The sequence below is a fragment of the Micrococcus sp. HOU01 genome, from assembly GCF_035609305.1.
In the GTDB taxonomy this organism is placed as follows: domain Bacteria; phylum Actinomycetota; class Actinomycetes; order Actinomycetales; family Micrococcaceae; genus Micrococcus; species Micrococcus luteus.
In genome coordinates, this window is the sequence record NZ_CP141211.1 from 753,031 (window position 1) to 775,121 (window position 22,091).

Here is a 22,091-nt window from a genome sequence, read left to right on the forward strand (position 1 = left end):
GGCCCCTCAGGCGCGCGGGCCGTCGCCGTCCGGGTCGGCGTCGTCGTCGCCCTGCTCCCGACGACGGCGCAGCTCCTCCTCGCGGGCCCGCAGCTCGGCCTCGCGGCGGTCCAGGTCCTGCTCGCGGGCGTCCTGGCGGCGCTGCACGCGCAGGCTGCGCAGGAACGCCTCGTCGTCGTCCGGGGCCCCGGTGGGCCGGGGAGCGGTGCGCCCGCCCGCGCCGGCCGGTCGGGCGCGTCCGAGCAGCAGCCACAGCAGCGGCCCCACGAGCGGCACGAGCACGATGACCGCCACCCACGCCGCCTTCGGGAGGCTGCGCACCTCGCGGGCGGGGGTCAGCAGCGCCTCGAACAGCGCGTAGAGGGTCAGGCCCGCGAGGATGATCGCGGCGGGGATGATGAAGCGGCCCATCCCTCCAGTCTAGGCGCGGGCTGGGGGGGTCGGCGGGCGGGGCGTCCGTCCTCGTAGGATGGACCGGTGCGCATCTTCTTCTACGGTCTGGTCCGCGTGGTCGTCTTCGTCGCCCTGTGGGCGCTGTTCTACTACGTGATGGACCTCGGGATGATCTTCGGGGTGATCGCGGCCACGATCCTGACGTTCGCGGTCAGCTACCTCTTCCTCGGCCGCCTGCGCACGGGGGCCACCGAGGACCTGTCCGCCGCGTGGGAGGGCCGCCCGGGCCGCCGGGGCCGCACCGAGACCGCCGACGCGGACGCCGAGGACGCCTACACCGAGGGCCGGTTCCGCGAGTGAGCCCCGCAGGGCGACGGGGCGGATGCCGCCGCCGCCGCCGTCATCCCGTGCGGCTCAGAGCAGCGCGCCGAGGGTGAACGTGATCGCGTAGACGATCCCGATCACGCCGGTCGCGCGCAGCACCGGGATCAGCGCCCGGCGGTCGTCGGCGCGCAGCACCGTGCGGATCGGCCGGATCGCGAGCAGGCCGCCGATCGGCACGAGCAGCAGTCCCGGGTGCACCGCCACCCAGAACAGCGGCAGCAGCAGGGCGACGGCCAGCATGACGCCGTAGGACGCCCGCGCGGGTCCGTCGCCCAGGCGGGCGGCCAGCGTCATCTTCCCGACCTCGCGGTCCGTGGGGATGTCCCGGATGTTGTTGACCATGAGCAGGGCCGTGGAGATCAGCCCGCAGCCGATCGCGCCGGCCCAGGCCAGGCCGCTGACGGCGTCGGCCTGGGTGTACGTGGTGCCGAGGACGGCCACCAGCCCGAAGAACACGAACACGAACACCTCACCGAGGCCGAGGTATCCGTACGGCCGCTTCCCGCCGGTGTAGAACCACGCGGCCAGCACGCAGGCGACGCCGACCAGCAGGAACCACCAGTGCCCCGAGAGCAGGATGAGCCCCAGGCCGGCCAGCCCGGCGAGGCCGAAGAACGCGAAGGCCGCCTGCTTCACCTGGACCGCGGGCACGAGCCCGGAGACGGTGAGCCGGAAGGGGCCGACGCGCTCGTCGTCGGTGCCGCGGATCCCGTCCGAGTAGTCGTTGGCGTAGTTCACGCCGATCTGCAGCGCGAGCGACACCACGAGGGCCAGCAGCGCCGCGCCGAGGTGGAAGGAGCCGAGCTCCGCGGCGGCGGCCGAACCGACGATCACGGGGGCGATCGCCATGGGCAGCGTGCGCAGGCGCGCGGCGGCGACCCACTGGGAGAGCGTGGCGGCCATGGGCGGGGGTTCCTCCTGGGGAGCGGGGTGGGCAGCGGCGCGCGGCGGGCCGGGTCGACGGCGGCGCGCGGCCGGGGCCCGACGTCGGTCGGGCCCGGGTCATTCTCCCACGCGGGCGGGGCGGCGCTCAGCCGGCGGTGAACCGGGCGGCCAGGGCCTGCCGGTCGGTCTTGCCGGTGGAGAGCAGCGGCAGGGCGTCGAGGAGGAGCCACGTCTTGGGCACCGCGGCCGCACCCAGCGCCTCGCGCACGTGGGCGCGCAGGACGGCCTCGTCGGGGGCCGCGGTCGGGTGGGCGGGCACGACGGCGGCGCACAGCCGGGCGCCCCACTCGGAATCCGGCACGCCGGCCACGTGGGCCGCCGCGACGCCCGGGTGCGCCTCGAGCACCGCGGTCACCGCCGCCGCGGACACCTTCACCCCGCCCGTGATGACCACGTCGTCCAGGCGACCGGTCACGGCCAGCCGCACGCCGCCGTCGTCGGTGGGGGAGAGCACGCCCGTGTCCTCGGTCAGGAAGGCGCGGGCGCCGTCCGCGGCGGTGACGAAGTGTGCGGCGGTGCGGGCGGGGTCGTCGAGGTAGCCGGCCGCCACCATGGGCCCGGCCAGGCGCACGCGCGGCGGGGCGCCGGGGTCCTCCGGGGCCACCACGACGGCGACGCCGGGCAGCGGCACGCCGTCGTAGACGCAGCCGCCGCACGTCTCGGCCATGCCGTAGGTGGCGGTGAGACGCACCCCCGCCGCCTCGGCCGCGGCCCGCAGCGCGGGATCGAGCCGGGCGCCGCCCACGAGCACGCGGTCGAAGGAGCGCAGGGCCGCCCGCCCGGCCGGGTCGGCGTCGGCCGCGAGGAGGCGGGCGAGCTGGGTGGGGACGAGCGAGACGAGCCGGGGGCCGGCGTCATCGGGCAGGGCGGCCGCCCCGGCGGCGAACGCCGCGGGCGTGAACGGGCCCGGTGGCAGGGCCACGGGCGCGGTCCCGGCCGCGATCGAGCGGGAGAGCACGGCGAGCCCGGCCACGTAGTGCACGCCGAGGGCCAGCAGCCACGCCCCCTCACCGCCGAGCCGCCGGGCCGTGGCCGCGGCCGAGGCGCGCAGGGCCGCGCCGGTCAGGACGATCTGCTTCGGCGTGCCCGTGGACCCGGAGGTGCGCACCACGGCGACGGCGTCCGGGTCCCCGCAGCGGCGCGGGTCGCGGGCCTCGGGCCGGGGGAGCGCGGCGCCGTCGGCGGTCAGCTCGACGGGGGCGCCGCCGTCGAAGGCCGCGGCGAGGGCGTCCGTGGCGCGAGCGAGGGCGTCGGCGGTGGCGGGCATGGCCCCGAGTGTAGGAGGCCCGGCGGTCGGACGGATCCGCCCCGCGGATCGGATCCGCCCGGCCGGTCAGAGCAGGAACGGCACGGTGGCGATCTTGACCACCATGATCAGTGCGAACAGCTGGGCGTACCCCTCGGTCACGCGGGCGTCGGTGGACCGGGAGAGCGCGTAGTCCAGGATCGCCGGCTGGCCCGTGATGCCCGCCAACGCCCCGAAGGTGCGATCCACGGACTGCCCCAGCAGCCGTGCCGCGGCGATGAGCAGGGCCGCGGTCAGCGCGGTGAGCACGGCGGACATCAGGATGGCCAGCCCGCCGACCCGGGTGAACACCGTCTCGATGAACGCCGGGCCGGCGGCCAGGCCCACCACGCCCAGGAAGAGCATGAGGCCGAACTGCCGCAGCGTCAGCGCGATCTCCGTGGACGGCTCCCACACCGTGGGTCCCGTTCGGCCGATCGCACCGAGGGCGAGGCCGACGAGGATGCACCCGGCCGCCGGGCCGAGGGAGAAGGAGGCCCCGCCCGGAAGCGGGATCGTCACCATGCCCAGCAGGTAGCCCAGCGCCATGCCCGTGCCCAGGGAGATCCAGTCCAGGTCCGAGAGCCCGCGCGTCGAGTTGCCGAAGAAGTCGCGCACCGCCTCCATCCGCGGCGCGGTGGTCACGATGAGCACCCGATCGCCGACCTTGAGCTCGGTCTGGGGGGTGGGCAGCGACTCGACGTCGTCGCGCCGCAGCCGGGCGACGTCGGTGCCGAAGCGCTCGCGCAGGGACAGCGTGCCCAGGCGGCGATCGGCCAGGGCGCGGGCCGTGACGATGACCATGGAGGTCTGCAGCGGGTTCATCACCTGCGCCGGGTCGGCGTCGGTGCGGCGGCCGAAGGCCTGCACGGCCGCGTCGATGTTCTTCTCCGTGCCGTCCAGGACGACCTCGTCCCCGGGTTCGATCCGGTCGGCGGAGCCGGCGATCCGGGCCACGCCGCCGCGGCGCAGCGCCACCACGCGCACCAGCCCCTCGGAGATCCCGGGGATCTCCCGCACGGCGAGCGCGGAGGTGGCGACCGCAGCGGTGAAGCGCAGCTTGCCGTCGGTCACCGGCGCCGGATCGCGCGGGGAACTGCTCCACGGGCGGGCGGCGAGCACGGTGATCGCGATGATGGTGCCGACCACGCCCACCAGGTAGGACAGCCCATAGCCCACGGCCGGGGCCTGCCCGCCGGTGAGCTGGTTCGCCAGCGCCATCGCCGGCGTCGCGGTGAGCGAACCCGTCCACACGCCGATCGCCGTCGGCAGGTCCAGGTTGAGCAGCGCGGCCAGGGGGTGCACCGTGAAGGCGGTGAGGATCACCACGACGACGGCGGCCAGCATCAGGGGCAGGTTGCGGCGCAGGTCCCGGAAGAACACCTTGCCGGCGCCGAGCCCGATCAGGTAGGCGAACAGGGCCAGGCCGAAGCTCTGGAACAGGGCCAGCCGGTCGCCGACGTCGGGCAGCACCGCCCCGACGAGCAGGCCCACGAACAGTGCTCCCGAGGCGCCGAGGCTGATCTTGCCCAGGGGGATGGTGCCGACGGCGGCGCCCAGGGCGACCGTGGCCATGAGGACGAGGATGGGCTGGTCGTTGAGCAGTGCGAGCATGGGCGGGTCTCCGTCCTGCCGTGGTGGTCGGTCAGAAGTGGTACGGGAAGGCGGACCAGTCCGGGTCGCGCTTCTGCAGGAACGCGTCCCGGCCCTCCACGGCCTCGTCCGTCATGTACGCCATGCGGGTGGCCTCGCCGGCGAACACCTGCTGGCCTGCCATGCCGTCGTCGGCCAGGTTGAACGCGAACTTGAGCATGCGCAGGGCCTGCGGGGACTGACGGTTGATGTCCGCGGCGTACTCGAGGGCGACCTCCTCGAGGCGCTCGTGGTCCACGGCCTCGTTCACCGCGCCCATGGCCACCATCTCCTCGGCCGAGTACTCGCGGGCGGTGAAGAAGATCTCGCGGGCGCGCTTCTGGCCCACCTGCCGGGCGAGCAGGGCCGAGCCGTAGCCGGCGTCGAAGGAGCCCACGGTGGCGTCCGTCTGCTTGAACTTCCCGTGCTCGCGGGAGGCCAGGGTCAGGTCCGCGACCACGTGGAGCGAGTGGCCGCCGCCGGCCGCCCAGCCGTTCACGACGGCGATGATCGCCTTGGGGGAGGTGCGCATCAGGCGCTGGACCTCGAGGATGTGGAGGCGTCCGGCGCGGGCCGGGTCGATGGTCTCGGCCGTCTCCCCCTCGGCGTAGCGGTAGCCGTCGCGGCCGCGGATGCGCTGGTCCCCGCCGGAGCAGAACGCGTGGCCGCCGTCCTTGGGGGAGGGGCCGTTGCCGGTGAGCAGCACCGTGCCCACGTCCGGGGTCATGCGGGCGTGGTCGAGGGCGCGGTAGAGCTCGTCCACGGTGCCGGGCCGGAACGCGTTGCGGACCTCGGGGCGGTCGAAGGCGATGCGAACCGTGGGCAGGTCGCGCACCCAGCGGCCGTCGTCGTCGCGCTCCACCTGGCGGTGGTAGGTCAGGTCCTCGAAGTCGAAGCCCTCGACCACGCGCCAGCGCACGGGGTCGAAGATGTCGGAGACCTGCTCGGGGAGGCGGTCACGGTCCAGGCGGTGCTGCTCGCTCATGCCCAGAACAGTACCGGCGGCCCGCCACCCCGCGCCTTCGTTCGGGAAACGGGAGCCCCCAGCGGCGCTCTCGTTCGAGGAACGGGAGCTCAGCCGCGCAGCATCCTCGGCACCGGAACGGCCCTTCTCAGGGACTGAAGAGCGCTGAGAAGGGTCATATCGGTGCCACGGCGCCTCTCGGCCCCGCCCCTCACCCCCAGCCCGCCGGCCCCGCCGACCCGGCCGGGTACTCGTCCAGCGGCACCTCCTCGGCCTCCCACGCGGCGAGCACCGGCGCCAGGATCCGCCAGCACTCCTCGGCGGCGTCGCCGCGCACGCTCAGCAGCGTCTGCCCGGTGAGGATGCCGCGCAGCACCTCCCCGTAGGCGTCCACCTGCTCCTCGCCCAGGTCGGCGGCGAGGGTGCGCCGCTCGGCGTCGAACGGGGTGTCGGCCCCGTCCACGGCGAGCTCGATCCGCACCTCGCGCGGGTCCAGGCCCACCACGATCCGGTCCCGGCCCTCCGCGGGCGAGAGGCCCTCCGGCACGTCCTCGGGCGCCCGCAGGGTCAGCGCCACCTCCCACCGCTTCCGGCCCAGCGCCTTGCCGGAGCGCAGCCGGAACGGCACGCCGCGCCACCGCTCGGTGTCCACGGCGAGGGTGACCTCGGCCAGCGTCTCGGTCCGCAGCCCGGGGTCCACGCCCTCCTCCTCCGCGTAGGCGGGGATCCGCTCGCCGTCCACCTCGCCGGCGGTGTAGCGGGCGCGGCGGGAGGCGGCCACGGGGTCGTCCTGCCACACCCGGGTGGCGCGCAGGACCTCGACGACGGCGTCGTGCAGTTCCTGCGGACGCAGCCGCTCCGGCGGCTCGAGCGCCGCCATGGCCAGCACCTGCAGCAGGTGCGACTGGACCATGTCCTTTAGCGCGCCGGTGCCGTCGTAGAACTCGGCGCGCCCCTCGAGCGCGATCGTCTCGTCCACCACCACGTCGACCCGCTCCACGTCACGCCCGCCCCACACGCGCCCCAGCAGCCGGTTCGCGGTGCGCAGCCCGAGCAGCGCGGTGACCATGGACTCGCCCAGGAAGTGGTCCACGCGGAACACGCGGTCCTCCTCGACGACGTCGGCCAGCACCGCGTTGAGCTCGCGGGCGCTCTCCTCGTCCTCGCCGAACGGCTTCTCCAGGGCCAGGCGCAGCCCGTCCGGCAGGTCTTCCAAGCCGGCGAGCGCGCCCACGGCCTCCCGCGTGATGCCGGGGCCGAGGGCGAAGTACAGCACGGGCGCGGCGTCCGGGCCGGCGGCCTCGCGGGCCGTCTCGAACAGGGCGCGCAGGTCGTCGGCGTCCGTGGCGTCGGCGGTGTGCCACGCGGCGCGCGCGACGAGGTCCTCGACCTCGTCCTCGTCCAGGGCGGCGCCCGCGAGGCCCTCGCGCACGATCGAGCGCCACTCGTCCGTGCTGTGCTCGCTGTGGGAGGAGCCCACGAGCGTCACCCGCGGCAGGTCGTGGGCGGCCAGCGCACCGGCCAGGCCGGGCAGCAGCAGGCGCGAGGTGAGGTCACCGGTGGCGCCCAGGATGATCAGGGCGACATCGTCGCGGTCGGCGGGGGAGGTCATGGGTGTCCTTCGGCGTCGGCGGCGGGCGGTCCCGGCCAGTCTCCCGTCGGCCCGCCGATCCAGTCCATGCGTGCCCGTCCATGCGTGCCCGTCCATGCCCGCCGGGCCGGGCGCGGCCTCAGCCCTGGCCCGCCGCGCGTCGCGGATGATGGACTGGAGGGCATGACCACGACGACCCCCCGCCGCCCGCCGCTCATCGAGGACCACGCGTACCTGTCCAACCAGCACTCGGGGGCGCTCGTCACCCGCGAGGGGGACGTGACGTGGCTGTGCCTGCCCCGGTTCGACGCCCCGTCCGTATTCACCTCCCTGCTGGGCGAGCCGGAGCACGGGCAGTGGAGCCTGCGGATCGCCGACGGCGAGGTCGTGGAGCGCGCCTACCTGCCCGGCACGCTCGTGCTGCGCACGCGCTGGCGCGGCCCCGAGGGGGAGGCGGAGGTCCTCGAGTTCATGCCGCTGACCAGCCATCGCGGCTCCGGCGTGGCGGTGGACGACGACGGCGGCGCGCTCGCCTCGACGGGCGAGGGCGAACAGGCCCGGGCGGACCTGGTGCGGCTCGTGCGCTGCACCGCCGGCCGCGTGAGCGTGGAGCAGCGGCTCCACGTCCGGCTGGACTACGGCGAGGTGACCCCGTGGGTGTCCCGGCAGACCGACCCGGCGGGGGAGTCCTTCCTCGCGGTGGTCGCCGGCGGCGACGCCCTGGCCGTGCACGGGCCGGACCTGAGCCCGGACGGGCTGAGCCACCGCGGCAGCACCCCGCTGGAGGAGGGCGGGTCCGCCGCATGGACGCTCGCCTGGTACCCCTCGTGGTTCATGGCGCCGGCCGCCCCGAACGCGGAGCGGGCCCTCGAGGCCACCGTGGCCGGCTGGGTGGAGTGGCTGGGCGAGCTGGAGGCCACCGGCCCGCGCGCCGACCGGGTGGCCCGCTCCCTGCTGGTGCTCAAGGGCCTGACCCACCGGGACACGGGCGGCATCGTGGCCGCCCCCACCGCGAGCCTGCCGGAGGACATCGGGGGCGTGCGCAACTGGGACTACCGCTACGTGTGGCTGCGGGACACCGCCCTCACCCTCGAGGCGCTCATGGCCCACAACCACACGGAGGACGCCAAGGCCTGGCGGGACTGGCTGCTGCGCGCGATCGCCGGCGACCCGCAGGACGTGCAGATCATGTACACGCTCTCCGGCGGGCGCCGCATGCCCGAGCGGGACCTCGAGCACCTGCCCGGCTACGAGGGCTCGCGCCCCGTGCACGTGGGCAACGGGGCCGCGGACCAGTGGCAGGCGGACGTGATCGGCACGGTGATGCTCGCCCTCGGGAAGCTGCGGGACGCGGGCGTGGGGGAGGACCCGTGGTCCTGGACGCTGCAGAAGCGGCTCGTGGAGCGCCTGCTGGCGCACCGGGACACGAAGGAGCACGGCCTGTGGGAGATGCGGGGCGAGCCCGCGTTCTTCACGCACGGCCGCGTGATGATGTGGGCCGCCCTGGACCAGGCCCTGCACGCCGCCCGGGACCACGGGCTGCCGGCCCGCGACGACGAGCTCGAGGCCTGGGAGCGGGCGCGGGAGGAGCTGCGGGAGGAGATCCTCACCGAGGGCGTGGACGAGGACGGCGCCTTCCGGCAGACCTACGGCTCCACGGAGACGGACGCCTCCCTGCTGCAGATCCCCCACACCGGCTTCGTGCCCCACGACGATCCGCACATGCTCGCCACGGTGGCCCGCGTGGAGGAGGACCTCGTCACCCAGACCGGCCTGGTGATGCGGTACCGCGCCACCGGCATGGACGGGCTGCCGGGCGAGGAGGCGCCGTTCATCATGTGCGCCTTCTGGCTCGTGGAGCAGTACGCCCGATCCGGCCGCGTCGAGGACGCGGAGCGCCTCATGGCCCGCCTGGACGACTGTGCCAACGACCTGCTGCTCATGGCCGAGGAGTACGACGACGAGCTGGACCGGATGGCGGGCAACTTCCCGCAGGCGTTCTCCCACCTGGGCCTGATCCGCGCCGTGGACGCCCTGGAGGACGCCCGCGGCGCGGCCGAGGCTTGACCGTCCGCCCCGTCAGTCCAGCCGCTCGACGGCCCCCAGCGCCGTGAGCAGGAACGCGTACTCCCACGCGGTGTCCTCCCAGCCCTGGTACCGGCCGGACGCGCCGCCGTGGCCGCCGTCCATCTCGGTGCGCAGCAGGATCGGGGCGCCGCCCTCGGCCAGGGGCGTGGCCTGGTCGCTCGTCACCGTCCGCCGCAGCTGGGCCACCCACTTGGCCGGCTCGACGTAGTGCACGCGGGTGTCGTTCAGGCTCGTCACGGCCGCGATCGCCGGGTAGTCCACCGCCCGCACGTTCTCGTACGGGGTGTAGGCGCGCATGGCCGCGTACACGGCCGCGTCCTCGATCGGGTTGCCCCACTCCTCCCACTCGAGCGCGGACAGCGGCAGCTCCGGGTCGAGGATGGTGGTGAGCGCGTCCACGAACGGCACCACCGCCAGGCACGCCCGGTACAGCTCCGGCGCGAGGTTCAGCACCGCGCCCATGAGCAGGCCGCCGGCCGAGCCGCCCATGCAGGCCACGCGCGCCGGGTCCGCCCAGCCGAGGTCCACGAGGTGCCGGGTGGCGTCCACGAAGTCCGTGAAGGAGTGCCGCTTGGCCAGCTTCTTGCCGTCCTCGTACCAGCGCCGGCCCAGTTCGCCGCCGCCGCGCACGTGCGCGACCGCGAACACCACGCCCCGGTCCAGCAGGGACAGCCGGGCCACACCCAGCACGGGGTCCATGGACATCTCGTAGGAGCCGTAGCCGTACACCACGCACGGGGCCGTCCCGTCCGGCTTCACGTCGCGGTGCCGGATCACGGTGACGGGGATCCGCACGTCCTCCCCGGTCACCGACGACGGCTCGGAGGCCGGCGCCCACACGCGCTCGGCCACGTAGTCGGCCGGGTCGTAGCCGGGCACCTCCGTCTCGCGGCGCAGGTGCACCTCGCCTGTCGCCGCCGAGACGTCCAGCACGCGCGCGGGCGTGATCCAGGACGTGTAGGCCAGCCGCAGGAACGGGGACTCGGCCGCCGTCGCGGACAGATGGCACGCGTAGAGCTCCTCGTCGAACGCGGGCTCGCGCCAGTGCGCGGCCTGCCCGGCCAGCACGGCGTCCAGTTCGGTGACGACGACGCGCGGGGTCGTCTCCCGGCGCACGGCCAGGGCGGCGTGGGTCAGGGTGACCATGACACCGTCGACCTTCACGTCCTCGCGGTGCGGGACGACCGTGCGCCAGGCGCCGCGGTCGGCGACGTCCGCCTCGGCGACCACCGAGAGCATCCCGTTGGGCGCGGCGACGGGGGCGCCGTCGTCGTCCAGGGCGCGGTCGTGGACCACGAGCAGCCGGCGGACGCCGTCGGCGTCGGTGACGGGCTCGACGTCGGCGAGCATCCGCCACGCGCGGGGGATCAGCACGCGCGGGGCGGGCAGGGGTGCGGCGGGGTCCTCCGGCAGGTCGACCACGAGGGTCTCGGAGACCTCCGAGTTGCCGACGCCGATCAGCAGCTGGGTGCGGTCGGCCACGCCCTCGAAGCCGGTCCACATGCCCGGGTCGGCCTCCTCGTGCAGGATCACGTCCTCGGCCGGGTCGGTGCCGAGCACGTGGGCCTTGACCTGGTACGGCCGCCACGAGTCGTCCCACACGGTGTAGAACACGCGGGTGCCCGAGCGGTCGAAGCGGACGCCGTGGGCCACGTTCTCGACCGCGTCCGGCAGGTCCTCGCCCGTGGCGATCTCGCGCACGCGCAGGGTGAAGCGCTCGTCGCCGGTGTGGTCCACGGCGTAGGCCACCCGGGTGGCGTCCGGGCTGATGTGCAGGCCGCCGAGCGCGAAGAACGGGTGGCCCTCGGCCTCGGCGTTGCCGTCCAGGATCACCTGCTCGCCCGGCAGGGCGGCGTCCGGGGTGATGACGGGCGGGGTCCAGTCGGCCTCGAGGTCGCCGGTGTCGCGTGCGGGTACGCGGCAGTGGATCGGGTACTCGGCGCCCTCGCGGGTGCGCACGAAGTACCACCACCCGTCCCGGCGGGCGGGCACGGAGCGGTCCGTCTCCACCGTGCGGGCCTTGATCTCGCCGACGATCGCCTCGCGCAGCGGCGCCTGGTCCGCGGTCACGGCCTCGGTGTACGCGTTCTCGGCGGCCAGGTGCTCGAGCACGCGGGGCTCCGCCTTGCCGCGCAGCCACTCGAAGTCGTCCTGGAACGTGTGGCCGTGGTGGCGGCGGGTCACGGGCTCGGCGGAGGCGGACGGCGGGACGGGGGCGTGCGAAGTGGTCTGGGGCATGCGGCCCATCCCATCACGCCGCGCGGGGCGGGGCCGACACCCCGCGCCGCACACGACGACGGCGGCGCACCGGTCCGGTGCACCGCCGTCGGGGGTGGCGGGTCAGTTCAGGCCGAGCGCCGCCCGGACCACGCCGAGCCCGAAGTACGCGACGAACGCGAGCGCCACGAACCACAGCAGCGGGTGCACCTCGCGGCCGCGGCCCTGGCCCGTGCGGATCACCGCGTAGGCCACCACGCCGGCGCCGATGCCGTTGACGATCGAGTAGGTGAACGGCATGAGGATGAACGTGAGGAACGCGGGGAAGGCCGCGCCCGGGTCGGACCAGTCGATCTGCACCACGTGCTGGCACATCATGAACCCGACCACCACGAGCGCGGGGGCCACGGCCTCGAACGGCACGAGGTGGATGAGCGGGGAGAGGAACACGGCCGCGAGGAAGAACAGGCCGGTGAACACGGAGGCCAGGCCGGTCCGGGCGCCCTCGCCGATGCCGGTGCCGGACTCCACGAAGATCTGGTGCGCCGAGCCGGAGGCGCCGCCGCCCACGGTGACCGCGAGCGCGTCCGCGGCGAGCACCCGGTTCAGGTCGGGGATGGAGCCGTCCGGGTTCACGGTGCCGGCCTCGCGGGCCAGGCCCACGGAGACGCCCATCGCGTCGAAGAACACGGAGAGCAGGATCGCGAACACGAGCAGGGAGGCCATCAGCCCGCCCACGGAGGTGAAGGCGCCGAACAGGTCCACGCTGCCGAGCAGGTGCAGGTCCGGGGCGGTCCACTCGGGCAGGGAGGGGGCGATCAGGGACCAGCCGGTGGGCACGGCGTTCCCGTCGGCGTCCACGGAGGGGCCGATGTGGAACACGGCCTCCAGCACGTTGGCGAGGATCGTCGCCACGACGATGCCGATCAGGATGGCGCCGCGCACCTTGCGGATCACGAGGACCGCGGTCAGCAGCAGCCCGACGACGAAGACCAGCACGGGCCAGCCCTCGAGCTCGCCGCCCGTGCCCAGGCCCACCGGGACCGTGGTGTCGGCGGCGTCCGGCAGCCGCCGCACGAACCCGGCGTTGACCAGGCCGATCAGCGCGATGAACAGGCCGATGCCCACCACGATGCCGGACTTCAGCGCCTCCGGGACCGCGTCGAACACGGCACGGCGGAAGCCGGTCACCACGAGCAGCAGCATCACGAGACCGGCGAGGGTGACGAGGCCCATCAGCTGGGGCCAGGTGAGTCCCGGCGTCGTGGCGATGGTGATGGAGACGAACGCGGAGACGCCCAGGCCCGCGGCCACCGCGAACGGGTGCCGCGCCCACACGCCCATGACGATGGTCATGACGCCCGCCACGAGCGCAGTCACGGCGGCCACGGCGGGGATGCCCAGGGTGTTCCCGGCCGAGTCGGGCCCGGACAGGATCAGCGGGTTCAGCACCACGATGTAGCTCATCGCCAGGAACGTGGCGAGGCCGCCGCGGAACTCCTGGCCCACCGACGAGCCGCGCTCGGTGATGCGGAAATACCGGTCCAGGGCGCCGCGGGCAGCGGCGGGCGACGGGGCGGGCGAGGGCGGTGGAGAGGCGGTGCGGGAGGCCATGGCACCAGCGTAGTGACCCGGTCCCACGACGATCGCGCGCGTGCCGTCCCGCTACGCTCGCGGGCATGCGTCCCCGCTCCGCCTCCGCCGCCCGCACCCGGGAGGCGCTGCGCGACGCCGTGCAGATCTACGCCCCCTCCACCGTCTACGCCGTCGGCCTGGGCGCCATGACGCCCGCGCTCGCGGTGGCGGCGCTGGCCCTCGGCCTGGACGCGGCGCGGGCGGCTGCCGTCGTGCTGCTGGTGGGGCTCGGCTCGCTCGTGGCCAACGGGCCGGCCTCGGCGCTCGCGGCCCGGGCGGGGGAGCGGGTCACCATGGTCGTCTCCGCCGGGCTCGGCACGGTCGGCGCGGGTCTGGCCTGGGCGACGACGGCCGGGGTGTCCTCCGGGCCGTCGGCGGCGGGGGTGGCCGAACCGGGGCGGTTGGCGCTGTTCCTGGCCGCGGTGCTCGCCGTGGGCATGGCCGGGGCCGGGTTCAACCTGGCCCGCCAGGCGTACCTGGCGGTGGCGGTGCCGGCCACGCACCGGGCCCGCGCGATGTCCACGCTCGGCGGGACCGTGCGGATCGGGACGTTCCTGGGCCCGTTCCTGGGGGCCGCCGCGCAGGCCCCGCTCGGGCTGGACGGCGCGTTCGCCGCGGCCGCCGCGGCCATGGCCGTCGGCGCCCTGCTGTGCCTGCGGATCCGGGATCAGCCGGTGCCGGCGTCCGATCCGGCGGCGGGGGAGGAGCCCGGCCCGGCCGGTCGACCCCGGCTGCTGGACGTGGCGCGCGCCCGGCGCGGGGCGTTGCTCACGGCCGGCTTCGGTGTCGTGGCCGTCTCCGCCGCCCGCGCGGCGCGCAACGCCGTCATCCCGCTGTGGGCCACGCACCTGGGCCTGGACGCGGCGACGGCGTCGCTCGTCTTCGGCCTGGCCGGCGCGGCGGACCTGCTGCTCTTCTACCCCTCGGGTCGGCTCATGGACCGCTTCGGCCGGCGCGCTGTGGCGGTGCCGTGCCTGACCCTGCTGGGGGCGGGGTTCCTGGCGATCAGCCTCACCCGGGAGCCGACGGCGTTCGCGGCGGCGGCGGTGCTGCTGGGCATCGGCAACGGCTTCGGCGCGGGGATCGTGATGACCCTCGGGGCGGACCACTCGCCGCCGAACGCGCGCGCCCCGTTCCTCGGTCTGTGGCGCTCGATGTCCGACGCGGGGATGCTCGCCGGGCCGCTGCTGCTCTCCGGGGCGACCGCCGCGGCCGGGCTGGCCGTCGGCGTCGGCTCCCTCGCGGTCGTCTGCGGTGTCGGAGCGGTCGTGTTCGCCGCGGTGCTGCCGCGCGGGCCGGGGGCTGTGGCGGACCCGCCGCCCGTCGTCGTGCGCTCGCGCTGACCGGGGCGCCGGACCGTCGGCTCAGTCGGCGGTCTCGTCCGGGGGGATGGTCTGCCCGGAGGCCTGGTCGTCGAAGACCATGTACGTCTGCGTGTCGACGACGCTCGGCAGGGTCTGCAGTTCGTCGAAGATCACGCGGCGCAGGTCGGCGGTGTCCCGCGCGCGGACCAGCAGGATCACGTCCATGTTCCCGCCCACGAGGGAGACGTGGGAGACCTCGGGGATGGCCAGGAGCGTGGCGCGCAGCTCTCGCCAGTCGTGCTGACGCAGCTTCATGGTCACGTGGGCGGAGGCCCCGAAGCCGACCTTGACGGGGTCGACCCGCACGGTGAAGCCTGTGATCACGCCTGCGTCCTGCAGGCGGTTCAGGCGCGAGTAGCAGTGCGCGCGGGAGATGTGCACGCGCTCGGCCAGGGCCGCGACGGACATCCGCCCGTCCTGCGTCAGTTCGCGGACGATCGCGCGGTCCACGCGGTCCAGCGGCTCGGCGGCCATGGCTCCTCCTGGGGCGGGGCGGATGGGGTCGGCCACGCGGCGGCGGACCGTCTGCGTGGCACGAGTCACAATAGCAGTTTGTCCGATGGAGTGCCTGATTTGCACCGGATCGTCTCGTGATCCCGAGTGAGCGCGCGACACATTGACCCTCTTGGGCACACTGAAGGCCACAGATCGAGAGGACCCGCCATGAGTGACCCCACCCCCGCCGTGCCCGGGGCCGCCCGGACCGACGAGGCCGAGACCCGCCCGAACGCCGGCGCCGCCTTCGGCATCTCCCTCGAGGAGTACCTGCTCCCCGCCGCCCGCCGCATCCAGCTGATCGGCGAGGACGGCACCCTGCTGGCCCCGGAGGAGCAGGGCACCGAGCCCGGCCACGAGTATCCCCTGCCCTCCGACGACGAGCTGCTGGCCGCCTACCGCCACCTCGTCATCGGCCGCCGCGTCAACGACCAGGCCTACGCCCTGGTGCGCCAGGGCCGCATGGCCGTCTACCCGTCTTCGCACGGCCAGGAGGCCTCCGAGGTCGCCGCCGCCGTCTGCCTGGGCGAGGACGACTGGCTGTTCCCGACCTACCGCGACACCGTGGCCGTGATCGCCCGCGGCGTCCCGCCGCTCGAGGTGATGGTGGCCTACCAGGGCACCTGGCATCAGGGCTACGACCCCCAGAAGCACCACGTCTCCATCCAGTCCACGCCCCTGACCACCCAGATGCTGCACGCCGTCGGGATGGCCAAGGCCGCCCGCCTGCGCGGCGAGGAGGTCGTGTGCCTGGCCATGGTCGGCGACGGCGGCACCTCCGAGGGCGACTTCCACGAGGCGCTGAACTTCGCGGCCGTGTTCAAGCTGCCGGTGATCTTCTTCGTGCAGAACAACAAGTTCGCCATCTCCGTGCCGTTCGCCAAGCAGTCGGCCGCCCCGTCCCTGGCCCACAAGGCCGTGGGCTACGGCCTGGCCGGCGAGCGCGTGGACGGCAACGACCTCGGCGCCCTGCTGGCCGTGCTGGGCCGCGCCGTGGAGCTGTGCCGGCAGGGCCAGGGCCCCTTCCTCGTGGAGGCGGACACCTACCGCATGCAGGCGCACACCAACACGGACAACCCCTCGCGCTACCGCGACGAGGCCGAGGTGAAGGAGTGGGAGGCGCGCGACCCGCTGCGCCGCATGACCGCCTACCTCGAGTCCACCGGTGTCCTCACCGAGGAGGTCTCGGCCCAGATCGCCCGCGACGCCGAGGACGTCGCGCAGCAGCTGCGTGACGCCATGAACGCCGAGACGGAGCTCGATCCGCTCGAGCTGTTCGACCACGTCTACTCCGTGCAGACCCCGCAGCTCGCGGCCCAGCGCGCGCAGCTGGCCGAGGAGCTGTCCCGTTCCGAGAACCAGGAGGCCTGAGCATGGCGACCCTGACCTTCGCCGCCGCGCTCAACGCGGCGCTGGCCGACGAGATGGCCGCCGACGACATGGTGGTGGTGTTCGGCGAGGACGTCGGCACCCTCGGCGGCGTCTTCCGCATCACGGACGGGCTGACCGCGCGCTTCGGCGAGGAGCGCTGCTTCGACACCCCGCTGGCCGAGTCCGGCATCGCGGGCATGGCCGTGGGCATGGCCCTCGGCGGCGCCCGCCCCGTGATCGAGATGCAGTTCGACGCGTTCGCGTACCCGGCCTTCGAGCAGATCGCCTCGCACGTGGCCAAGATGCGCAACCGCACCAAGGGCGCCACGCCCATGCCGATCACCATCCGCATCCCCTACGGCGGCGGCATCGGCGGCGTGGAGCACCACTGCGACTCCTCCGAGTCCTACTACGCGCACACCCCGGGCCTGAAGGTGTACACCCCGGCCTCGGTGAAGGACGCGTACATGATGCTGCGCTCGGCCATCCGCCTGGACGACCCGGTGGTCTTCATGGAGCCCAAGAAGATGTACTGGACCAAGGCCGAGCTCGACCTCGATCAGCTGCGCGCCGAGTTCGAGGAGGGCTGGGCCCGCGTCGAGGACAAGAAGGAGCACGGCGAGGCCTGGGCGCGCGCCGCCGTCGTCCGCGAGGGCACGGACGTCACCCTCGTCTCCTACGGCCCCTCCGTCCCCACCTGCCTCGCCGCCGCCCACGCGGCCGCGGAGGAGGGGCTCTCGGTGGAGGTCGTGGACCTGCGCACCGTGAACCCGCTGGACGAGGACACGATGGCCGCCTCGGTCGCCAAGACCGGCCGCGCCGTCGTCGTCGCCGAGCCGCAGGGCTTCGCGTCCGTGGCCTCCGAGCTGGTGGCCCGGATCCAGCAGCGCTGCTTCCACTCGCTGGCGGCGCCCGTGGGCCGCGTGACCGGCTTCGACATCCCGTTCCCCGCGCCGAAGCTCGAGGAGCACCACCTGCCGAACATCGACCGCATCCTGGACGCGATCGACGACCTGAACTGGGACCTGGACGCGATCGACGACCTGAACTGGGACCTGGACGCCGAGGAGGCCCGCGCATGAGCAACACCTTCCTGCTGCCCGACCTGGGCGAGGGCCTGACCGAGGCCGACATCGTCCGCTGGCTCGTCGCCGAGGGCGACACCGTGGCCGTCGACCAGCCCATGGTCGAGGTCGAGACCGCCAAGGCCCTCGTCGAGGTGCCGAGCCCGTACGCCGGCACCGTGCTGACCCTGCACGGCGCCGAGGGCGAGACCATGGACGTCGGCAGCCCGCTGATCACCATCGGCGCGGCCGGCGAGTCCGGTGAGGGCTCCGCGCCCGTCGCCGGCACCGAGACCCTCGCCGTCCCGCCGTCGACCGGTGCGGCGGCGGCCGAGGCCGCCCGCCCGGGCGCGCTGAGCTACCGCGAGGAGGAGATGGCCGGCGTCCAGCCGAAGCCGGACAAGGCCCGCGGCGGCGACGGCGACGTCGCCGGCTCCGACGACGAGGCCTCCGGCGCCGTGCTCATCGGCTACGGCACCTCCGGCCACAGGGCCACCTCCCGCAGCCGTCCGTCCAAGCGCGGCCGCGGCGCCGCCCGCCCGACACCGGCCCCCACGGCCGGGGCCGGCGCCCCGCGCGTGACCTCCCCGATCGTCCGCAAGCTCGCCCGCGAGAAGGGCGTGGACGTGGCCGCGCTGACCGGCACGGGCCCGGACGGCCTGATCACCCGCGCCGACGTGCTCGCCGCGGCCGAGGGCTCCGCGCCGCAGACCGCCCCGACCCCGGCCCCGTCGGCCGCCGCCCCGGCGGCCGCGGCCACCGCGCAGCCGGGCGCCGTGGACGGGCGGACCGGCCTGGCCGTCGTCGCCCGCACCCCGATCTCGGGGGTGCGCAAGGTGATCGCGGACCAGCTCTCCCGCTCGCGCCGCGAGGTCCCGGAGGTCACGGCGTGGCTGGACGTCGACGTCACCGCCCTGCTCGAGCTGCGGGCCGCGCTCAAGGCGAAGGACCCGGAGAACGCGCCCTCGCTGCTCGGCCTGATTGCCCGCTTCACCCTGGCCGGCCTGCGCCGGTACCCGGTGATGAACGCGCGCATCGAGGCCGGGGCGGACGGCCAGGACGAGATCGTGGAGGTCGACGGCGTCCACCTCGGCCTGGCCGTGCAGACCGACCGCGGCCTCATGGTGCCGTCCGTCGAGCACGCGGAGAAGCTGTCCGCGGACGAGCTCACCGCCGCGATCAACGACACCGTCAGCCGCGCCCGCGCGGGCAGGGCCGCCCCGGCCGAGCTCACCCGCGGCACGTTCACGCTGAACAACTACGGCCCGCTGGGCACGGACGGCGCCACGCCGATCATCAACGTGCCCGAGGCCGGGATGCTCGGCATCGGCCGGATCATCGACCGCCCGTGGGTCGTGGACGGGGAGATCGTGGTCCGCAAGGTCACCGAGATGACCGTGACCTTCGACCACCGCGTCACCGACGGCGCCACCGCGAGCGCGTTCCTCACGTTCGTGGCGGACTGCCTCCACGACCCGACGGCGGCCCTCGCCCGGATCTGATCCGGACGATCCCCGCCCGCCCCGACCCCGGACGAGCCCTGCGATGTGGCGGCCATACCTCGCGGATGGCCGCCACATCGCAGGGCTCGTCGCGTGGTGGGGGTGCGGTGAGCGTGCGGGGAGGGGTCAGTCCGCGCGGCCGCGGCGAAAGGCCGTGCCGAGCGCGCCCCACAGCAGGACCGCGGGGGAGGCGCTGAGCAGGATCCCGGCCGGCTCGGCCGCCGGGTGGGGGCCGGCGCCGCTGGTCGCGGGGGTGTCGAGGGTGAGGGCCAGCAGCGTCAGCCCGGCCGCCAGGCCCGCGACGCCCAGGGACCAGAGCGTGGCCTCCACGCCGCGGGCGCCGCGCGGTACGGGCCGCGGTGCGCCGTCGTACCGGGCGAACGGCACGGCGAGCAGGCCCCAGGCGGCGGAAACGAGCGCCGCGGCGGCCATGTCCGACGGCCGGTGCCAGGCCTCCGTGTAGGCGACGGCGCCGGTGCAGGAGCTCACCACGGCGCCGAGGACGGTGGTGAGAGGTCGCCACCGGGCGGGCACGAGCAGCAGCGCGGCCACCGCGGCGCCCGTCGCGAGCGTCATGTGGCCCGAGGGCAGTGAGTTGCCGCCGGACCACGGGACCCCGTCGGCGTGCTCGGGCCGCGGAAGCGCCGCCTTGAGCAGCTGCGTGGTGAGGTTGGACCCGGCCAGCACGAGGAGGGCGAGCAGCCCCCGCCGCCGCCACCGGGCCACGGCGAGCGCGCCGAGCGAGGCCAGCGCCATGCCGACCGCCAACGCGAGCGGCAGGATCCGCACCACCTGGGAGGTCACGTCCGGCACGGTGTCCGCGTAGCGCTCCTCGACGGCGCGGAACACCTGGTACTCGAGCACCTGGCCGGCGGAGGACCACACCAGGGCGGCGTAGACCAGCACGACGCCGGCCACGCACGCGGCCAGCGCCAGCCACCACGTCCACGAGGGGAGGCGGCGGGGGGCGCGGGCGGTGGGGGGCATGGGTTCCATTGTGTCGGACGCGCAGCCGTCATGCAGGCTTCATCGGACGGTCACGCCCCCGTCGCCGTCCCGTCCTCCGCGCCTCTGAGCCGCCTGCCTAGCCTGGGGCCATGACCCGCGTGCCCCCCGCCCACGGACATCGCCCGGCCCTCCGCGACTCCACCGGCTCGGCCCCCGGCCCGGGTGCCGAGCCGGGCCCCCGGCCCCGTCTCTCGGCCGAGGACCTGCTGGCCGCCCGGGACGCCCTGGCCCCCTTCGGCCGGCTGCAGCCCGCAGGAGCCCATCGAGTGGGCCGCCGAGGAGCCCCTCGCCCCGGACCTGGCCGACTTCTACCGCTACGTGGGACCGGAGTGGCTGGAGATCGACACCCTCGGCCTGCCCGTGATGTTCTTCCCGCTGGACCGCCTGTGGGACGAGCAGGCCGGCTACCGGTGGAACCCCCGAACCGGTGCGCTGCTGGTGGACTGGAACGACGACTGGACCGTGGTGGCCAAGCAGGGCGCCGACCCGTTCATCCACGCGGCCTCCACCGGCCAGGTGCTCATGGCCCCGGGAGACGAGGGCTGGGAGGACCGCCTGGACGAGCCGCGACCGGTCTTCCGGGACCTCACCGAGATGACCCGCGCGCTCGCGGCCGTGGGCACGGCGTGGGCGCGCTTCGACGACCCGTTCACCGCCGACTGGCATCTCACCGAGGAGGTGACGGCCGCCGTCGTCGCCGGCCTGGAGGGGGTGCTCGGCGCCCACGACCGCGCCGTGGACCTGGCCCGAGCCCTCGGCTACCTCCGCGCCGTCTGAGCGTCGGCGCCGACACAGACAGTCCCACCCCGCCGGCGCCCGTCGGAACGGGAGCCGAGCGCCCTTCCTACACTGGCCGCATGAGCACCGCCCCCGCCCTGCCCCCGCTGCCCGGCGCGCCGGGCGGTCCCGCCCTGCCGAGCGTCGAGGAGCTGCTGGCCGACGCCGTCGCGGTCGCCCTGCCGATGCGCGTGAGGTTCCGCGGCACGGACCTGCGCCACGCCCTGCTGCTGCGCGGCCCGGCGGGCTGGGCCGAGTTCTCCCCGTTCCCGGAGTACGGTCCGCACGAGTGCGCCGCGTGGCTGGCCGCCGCGATCGAGGCCGGCTGGCAGGGCTGGCCCGCCCCGGTCCGCGAGACGGTCCCCGTCAACGCCACCGTGCCCGCGGTGGCCGCGGACGACGTCGAGGCCGTCCTGGCCCGCTACGGCGACGGCATCACCGCGGTCAAGGTCAAGGTGGCGGAACACGGCCCCGAGGGCGGGCTCGTCCCCGGCGGCCGCGAGGCCGACCTGGCCCGCGTGCGGCGCGTGCGCGCGCTGCTGCCCCACGCGCAGGTCCGCGTCGACGCCAATGCCGGCTGGACGCCCGCCGAAGCCGTGGACGTGCTCACCGAGCTGGCCGACGTCGGCCTCGAGTACGCCGAGCAGCCCGTGCCCGGCATCACCGACCTCGCGGAGGTCCGCGCGGAGCTGCGCGCCCGGGGCGTCCCCACCCCGATCGCCGCGGACGAGGCGGTCCGCAAGGCCGAGGACCCCCTCGCCGTCGCGGCCGCCGGCGCCGCGGACCTGATCGTGGTGAAGGTCCAGCCGCTCGGGGGCGTGCGCCGGGCCGCGGCGATCGTGGCGGCCGCGGGGCTGCCCGCGGTGGTCTCCTCAGCGCTGGACACCTCCGTGGGCATTGCCGGCGGCGCCGCGCTCGCCGCCTGCCTGCCGTCCCTGCCGCACGCATGCGGGCTCGGCACCGCGGCCCTCTTCGAGCACGACGTCGTCGCCCCGGCCTGGCGCCCACGCGCGGGGGCCCTCCCGGCACCGGGGGAGCGGGCCCCCGCCCCCGACCCGGAGCTGCTCGACCGCGTCCGGGCGGACGGGGCGCGGCAGGCGTGGTGGGCCGACCGCCTGCGCGCGGCCCACGCGGTGCTGGCCGCGCAGGGCTGACGGGCCCGCCCGGTCCCCGTCGACGCGGGGAATGTGAGCCGGATTACAGCACGTCAACGGGACGAAATCCGGCGGCCGGGAAGAGTTCAACTCGCGGCCACCTGGGCGTGGCTCGCCGCTCGGAGCGAGGGGCCAAGGTGATGGCAGCCCCGGCCGGCCTCACCCCCGGGGTCGCCTCCGGCCCGGCACCGGACCCCGAACCATCCCCACGACGCGAAGGAC

The 22,091-nt window shown here is 75.1% G+C and carries 18 protein-coding genes; 8 read left to right on the top strand and 10 right to left on the bottom strand.

Features of this window, described 5'->3' with window-relative positions:
* Positions 1 to 6 precede the first annotated feature (6 nt).
* Complete coding sequence (locus SOY78_RS03505; protein WP_200969344.1) at positions 7 to 411, bottom strand: PLDc N-terminal domain-containing protein; 405 nt, start codon at positions 409 to 411, stop codon at positions 7 to 9.
* A gap of 66 nt (positions 412 to 477) precedes the next feature.
* On the opposite strand from SOY78_RS03505, the gene SOY78_RS03510 reads away from it, so the two are divergent.
* Complete coding sequence (locus tag SOY78_RS03510; protein ID WP_010080315.1) at positions 478 to 753, top strand: DUF4229 domain-containing protein; 276 nt, start codon at positions 478 to 480, stop codon at positions 751 to 753.
* A gap of 54 nt (positions 754 to 807) precedes the next feature.
* Here SOY78_RS03510 and SOY78_RS03515 read toward each other — a convergent pair whose 3' ends face one another.
* From SOY78_RS03515 to SOY78_RS03535, 5 genes are all read right to left on the bottom strand, one after another.
* Positions 808 to 1,680 carry a 1,4-dihydroxy-2-naphthoate polyprenyltransferase gene (locus SOY78_RS03515; RefSeq protein WP_141843928.1) on the bottom strand — a complete coding sequence of 291 codons (873 nt, stop codon included), beginning with the start codon at positions 1,678 to 1,680 and terminating at the stop codon, positions 808 to 810.
* A 127-nt stretch (positions 1,681 to 1,807) separates the two neighbouring features.
* Positions 1,808 to 2,989, bottom strand: a complete 1,182-nt coding sequence (locus SOY78_RS03520; protein ID WP_141843930.1) for an AMP-binding protein — start codon at positions 2,987 to 2,989, stop codon at positions 1,808 to 1,810.
* Between the two features lie 66 nt (positions 2,990 to 3,055).
* Positions 3,056 to 4,621 (bottom strand): aspartate:alanine exchanger family transporter, encoded by a 1,566-nt coding sequence (locus SOY78_RS03525; RefSeq protein ID WP_324701805.1) that lies wholly within the window; start codon positions 4,619 to 4,621, stop codon positions 3,056 to 3,058.
* 31 nt (positions 4,622 to 4,652) lie between these two features.
* Positions 4,653 to 5,624 (bottom strand): 1,4-dihydroxy-2-naphthoyl-CoA synthase, encoded by a 972-nt coding sequence (locus SOY78_RS03530; RefSeq protein ID WP_182488346.1) that lies wholly within the window; start codon positions 5,622 to 5,624, stop codon positions 4,653 to 4,655.
* Positions 5,625 to 5,814: 190 nt separating this feature from the next.
* Positions 5,815 to 7,215 (bottom strand): glucose-6-phosphate dehydrogenase, encoded by a 1,401-nt coding sequence (locus tag SOY78_RS03535; RefSeq protein ID WP_010080320.1) that lies wholly within the window; start codon positions 7,213 to 7,215, stop codon positions 5,815 to 5,817.
* A 162-nt stretch (positions 7,216 to 7,377) separates the two neighbouring features.
* Between SOY78_RS03535 and SOY78_RS03540 the strand changes: the two genes are divergently transcribed.
* The gene (locus SOY78_RS03540) at positions 7,378 to 9,261 is read left to right on the top strand and encodes a glycoside hydrolase family 15 protein (RefSeq protein ID WP_010080321.1); all 1,884 of its coding nucleotides are present in this window, start codon (positions 7,378 to 7,380) and stop codon (positions 9,259 to 9,261) included.
* Between the two features lie 12 nt (positions 9,262 to 9,273).
* On the opposite strand, the gene SOY78_RS03545 is transcribed toward SOY78_RS03540, so the two are convergent.
* Complete coding sequence (locus SOY78_RS03545) at positions 9,274 to 11,520, bottom strand: S9 family peptidase (protein WP_182488347.1); 2,247 nt, start codon at positions 11,518 to 11,520, stop codon at positions 9,274 to 9,276.
* Between the two features lie 102 nt (positions 11,521 to 11,622).
* Complete coding sequence (locus tag SOY78_RS03550; RefSeq protein WP_144918891.1) at positions 11,623 to 13,113, bottom strand: NCS2 family permease; 1,491 nt, start codon at positions 13,111 to 13,113, stop codon at positions 11,623 to 11,625.
* A 65-nt stretch (positions 13,114 to 13,178) separates the two neighbouring features.
* Between SOY78_RS03550 and SOY78_RS03555 the strand changes: the two genes are divergently transcribed.
* Positions 13,179 to 14,477, top strand: coding sequence for an MFS transporter (locus SOY78_RS03555; RefSeq protein WP_182488348.1), 1,299 nt, complete (start codon positions 13,179 to 13,181; stop codon positions 14,475 to 14,477).
* 21 nt (positions 14,478 to 14,498) lie between these two features.
* On the opposite strand, the gene SOY78_RS03560 is transcribed toward SOY78_RS03555, so the two are convergent.
* Positions 14,499 to 14,972: an Lrp/AsnC family transcriptional regulator gene (locus tag SOY78_RS03560; protein WP_036316705.1), complete on the bottom strand. Its 474-nt coding sequence runs from the start codon at positions 14,970 to 14,972 to the stop codon at positions 14,499 to 14,501.
* A gap of 189 nt (positions 14,973 to 15,161) precedes the next feature.
* Here SOY78_RS03560 and SOY78_RS03565 point away from each other — a divergent pair, with 189 nt between their 5' ends.
* From SOY78_RS03565 to SOY78_RS03575, 3 genes are read left to right on the top strand one after another with little or no spacing between them, the layout of a single operon-like run.
* Complete coding sequence (locus tag SOY78_RS03565; protein ID WP_324701806.1) at positions 15,162 to 16,364, top strand: thiamine pyrophosphate-dependent enzyme; 1,203 nt, start codon at positions 15,162 to 15,164, stop codon at positions 16,362 to 16,364.
* A 2-nt stretch (positions 16,365 to 16,366) separates the two neighbouring features.
* A complete protein-coding gene (locus SOY78_RS03570; RefSeq protein WP_269295314.1) occupies positions 16,367 to 17,446 on the top strand; it encodes an alpha-ketoacid dehydrogenase subunit beta in 1,080 nt (359 codons plus the stop codon).
* Complete coding sequence (locus SOY78_RS03575; protein WP_134415777.1) at positions 17,443 to 18,930, top strand: dihydrolipoamide acetyltransferase family protein; 1,488 nt, start codon at positions 17,443 to 17,445, stop codon at positions 18,928 to 18,930. The genes SOY78_RS03570 and SOY78_RS03575 overlap by 4 nt, the downstream gene beginning before the upstream one ends.
* A 126-nt stretch (positions 18,931 to 19,056) precedes the next feature.
* Here the strand turns inward: SOY78_RS03575 and SOY78_RS03580 are convergent, their stop codons facing one another.
* Complete coding sequence (locus tag SOY78_RS03580) at positions 19,057 to 19,917, bottom strand: phosphatase PAP2 family protein (protein ID WP_041104931.1); 861 nt, start codon at positions 19,915 to 19,917, stop codon at positions 19,057 to 19,059.
* Positions 19,918 to 20,100: 183 nt separating this feature from the next.
* On the opposite strand from SOY78_RS03580, the gene SOY78_RS03585 reads away from it, so the two are divergent.
* Positions 20,101 to 20,715: a hypothetical protein gene (locus tag SOY78_RS03585; protein ID WP_324701807.1), complete on the top strand. Its 615-nt coding sequence runs from the start codon at positions 20,101 to 20,103 to the stop codon at positions 20,713 to 20,715.
* Between the two features lie 80 nt (positions 20,716 to 20,795).
* A complete protein-coding gene (locus SOY78_RS03590; protein WP_210078979.1) occupies positions 20,796 to 21,869 on the top strand; it encodes an o-succinylbenzoate synthase in 1,074 nt (357 codons plus the stop codon).
* The last annotated feature ends 222 nt before the right edge of the window (positions 21,870 to 22,091 follow it).

Bases quoted from the DNA above. Each gene is read 5' to 3' on its own strand.
- SOY78_RS03525 (WP_324701805.1), bottom strand. From the start codon at position 4,621: ATGCTCGCACTGCTCAACGACCAGCCCATCCTCGTCCTCATGGCCACG.
- SOY78_RS03590 (WP_210078979.1), top strand. From the start codon at position 20,796: ATGAGCACCGCCCCCGCCCTGCCCCCGCTGCCCGGCGCGCCGGGCGGT.
- SOY78_RS03555 (WP_182488348.1), top strand. From the start codon at position 13,179: ATGCGTCCCCGCTCCGCCTCCGCCGCCCGCACCCGGGAGGCGCTGCGC.
- SOY78_RS03505 (WP_200969344.1), bottom strand. From the start codon at position 411: ATGGGCCGCTTCATCATCCCCGCCGCGATCATCCTCGCGGGCCTGACC.
- SOY78_RS03540 (WP_010080321.1), top strand. From the start codon at position 7,378: ATGACCACGACGACCCCCCGCCGCCCGCCGCTCATCGAGGACCACGCG.
- SOY78_RS03560 (WP_036316705.1), bottom strand. From the start codon at position 14,972: ATGGCCGCCGAGCCGCTGGACCGCGTGGACCGCGCGATCGTCCGCGAA.
- SOY78_RS03550 (WP_144918891.1), bottom strand. From the start codon at position 13,113: ATGGCCTCCCGCACCGCCTCTCCACCGCCCTCGCCCGCCCCGTCGCCC.
- SOY78_RS03535 (WP_010080320.1), bottom strand. From the start codon at position 7,215: ATGACCTCCCCCGCCGACCGCGACGATGTCGCCCTGATCATCCTGGGC.
- SOY78_RS03580 (WP_041104931.1), bottom strand. From the start codon at position 19,917: ATGCCCCCCACCGCCCGCGCCCCCCGCCGCCTCCCCTCGTGGACGTGG.
- SOY78_RS03515 (WP_141843928.1), bottom strand. From the start codon at position 1,680: ATGGCCGCCACGCTCTCCCAGTGGGTCGCCGCCGCGCGCCTGCGCACG.
- SOY78_RS03545 (WP_182488347.1), bottom strand. From the start codon at position 11,520: ATGCCCCAGACCACTTCGCACGCCCCCGTCCCGCCGTCCGCCTCCGCC.
- SOY78_RS03575 (WP_134415777.1), top strand. From the start codon at position 17,443: ATGAGCAACACCTTCCTGCTGCCCGACCTGGGCGAGGGCCTGACCGAG.
- SOY78_RS03520 (WP_141843930.1), bottom strand. From the start codon at position 2,989: ATGCCCGCCACCGCCGACGCCCTCGCTCGCGCCACGGACGCCCTCGCC.
- SOY78_RS03565 (WP_324701806.1), top strand. From the start codon at position 15,162: ATGAGTGACCCCACCCCCGCCGTGCCCGGGGCCGCCCGGACCGACGAG.
- SOY78_RS03530 (WP_182488346.1), bottom strand. From the start codon at position 5,624: ATGAGCGAGCAGCACCGCCTGGACCGTGACCGCCTCCCCGAGCAGGTC.
- SOY78_RS03570 (WP_269295314.1), top strand. From the start codon at position 16,367: ATGGCGACCCTGACCTTCGCCGCCGCGCTCAACGCGGCGCTGGCCGAC.